This window comes from Methylibium sp., from assembly GCF_013817365.1.
In the GTDB taxonomy this organism is placed as follows: Bacteria; Pseudomonadota; Gammaproteobacteria; order Burkholderiales; family Burkholderiaceae_C; genus Methylibium.
Genome location: NZ_JACDCU010000537.1, coordinates 1 through 2,406 on the forward strand (window position 1 = coordinate 1; position 2,406 = coordinate 2,406).

1 protein-coding gene is annotated in these 2,406 nt (G+C 68.2%); it reads left to right on the forward strand.

Features of this window, described 5'->3' with window-relative positions:
• Positions 1 to 2,139: ATP-dependent DNA helicase (locus tag H0W38_RS20990; protein WP_292457842.1), on the forward strand; the 2,139-nt coding region annotated here is incomplete at its 5' end.
• Between the last annotated feature and the right edge of the window lie 267 nt (positions 2,140 to 2,406).

Here is a 2,406-nt window from a genome sequence, read left to right on the forward strand (position 1 = left end):
GGTTGGCAGGCCGAAGTGCCGCTCGTCGGCGAGTTCGGGCCGCTGCGTGTGCGCGGTCGCGCCGATGGCTTCGACGCCGCACGCCATCGATTGGAAGAGGTGAAGACCCACCGCGGTCGGCTCGACCGGCAGCCCGAGAGCCACCGCCGTCTGCATTGGGCACAGGCCCGGGTTTACGGCTGGCTGCTGTGCCAGCGGGATGGGCTGGCGGAGATCGAGCTGGCCCTTGTCTACCTCGACGTCGGCACGCAGCGCGAGACGGTGTTCACCGAACGCTGCACCGCCGCCGAGCTGCAGCTCGAGTTCGAGCAGCGATGCGGCACTTTCATGGCCTGGGCCGAGCAGGAGTGGGCGCACCGCGGCGCGCGCGACCGCGCGCTGGCCGGGCTGCGCTTTCCGCACGACTCATTCCGGCGGGGCCAGCGGCCGCTAGCCGAGGCCGTCTACAAGGTCGCGCGCGCCGGCCGCTGCCTGATGGCGCAGGCGCCCACCGGCATCGGCAAGACCGTCGGAAGCCTGTTCCCGTTGCTCAAGGCCGGCCCCACGCAGGCGCTCGACAAGATCTTCTTCCTGACCGCCAAGACCTCGGCCCGTGCCATGGCGCTCGACTCTCTGGCGCTCATCCGCGCGAGCGAGCCGTCGCTGCCGCTGCGCACGCTCGAACTGGTGGCGCGCGACAAGGTCTGCGAGCATCCGGACAAGGTCTGTCACGGCGAGTCCTGCCCGCTCGCGAATGGCTTCTACGACCGCCTGCCCGCGGCTCGCCAGGCCGCGACCGCGCTGGCGGTCTGGGACAAGCCGGCCGTGCGCGCGCTGGCTCTGGAGCACGCGGTGTGTCCCTACTACCTCGGGCAGGAACTGGCGCGCTGGAGCGACGTGGTGGTCGGCGACTACAACCACTACTTCGACGGCAGCGCCATGCTGCACGGGCTGACGGTGGCCGATCAGTGGCGTGTCGCCGTGCTGGTGGACGAGGCGCACAACCTGGTCGAGCGCGGGCGGGTGATGTACAGCGCCGAGCTGGATCACGAGGAGTTCAAGCGCATGCGCAAGACGGCACCCGCCGCGCTGAAGAAGCCGCTCGACCGCCTGCACCGTCGCTGGAACGAACTGAAGGCGCAGTCGGACGCCGAGTACAGCGTTCTCGATGCGCTGCCGGCGAACTTCGTCTTCGCGCTTGCCCAGGCCGCCGGAGCGGTGATGGACCACCTGGCCGAGCATCCCGCGCAGGTCGATGCGTCGCTGCAGGCCTTCTATTTCGACGCGCTTCATTTCACCCGCTTGGCCGAGTCCTTCGGCGAACACTCGCTCGTCGACCTGACACGCCCGGCGCAAGGCTCCGCGGTGCTGTGTCTGCGCAACGTGGTCCCGGCGGCGTTCCTCGCGCCGCGCTTCGAAGCCGCGCACTCGACCACGCTGTTCTCGGCCACCCTGCAGCCACGGCGGTTCTACGCCGACATGCTCGGTTTGCCGGCCGACACGGCGTGGATCGATGTGGAGTCGCCTTTCGAGCGGCAACAGCTCACTGTTCACATCGCCGGCGACATCTCCACGCGTTTTCGGGATCGCGGCGCGTCGCTCGCGCCGATCGTCGAGCGCATCGGACGGCAGTTCACCGAGCAGCCCGGCAATTACCTGGCCTTCTTCAGCAGCTTCGACTACCTGCACAGCGTGGCCGAGTTGTTCGCGGCGCGGCACCCCACTGTGGCGATGTGGAAGCAGTCGCGCGGAATGAACGAGAACGAGCAGGCGCAGTTTCTCGCGCGCTTCGAGGCCGAGGGTCGCGGCGTCGGCTTCGCTGTGCTCGGCGGCTCGTTCGCCGAAGGTATCGATCTGCCCGGTGCGCGCCTGATCGGCGCTTTCATCGCGACGCTCGGGCTGCCACAGATGAACCCGGTCAACGAGCAGATCAAGCGTCGCATCGACCGCCTGTGCGGCACCGGCTTCGACTACACCTATCTGTACCCCGGGCTGCAGAAGGTGGTGCAGGCGGCCGGGCGCGTGATCCGCACGCCGCTCGATCGCGGCGTGGTGCACCTGATGGACGACCGCTTCACGCAGCGCGAGGTCATGGCGCTACTGCCGCGCTGGTGGAGCACCGGACCTCAGCCCGCACCCGTCGGACCCTCAGGCAGCTGACGCACCTCGGCGCGCCAGCGCGTCCTGGCGCTCTCCGCCGCCGCTGGTATCCGACTCATGCGTGGGGAATTCTTTGATCGCGAGTGCCCCGCAATGCAGTGGGACGAGATACGCAATGGGCTTGAGTCAGAACACAACAGGAGACAAGAGCAATGAGTTCCAACATCGTGATCCTCATCCTGATCGTCGCAGCGGCCGTTGCATTCTTCATGTGGATGAAGCGCGGCAAGAACGACGGATTGGGCGCCGGCACCCCGGCGTACACAC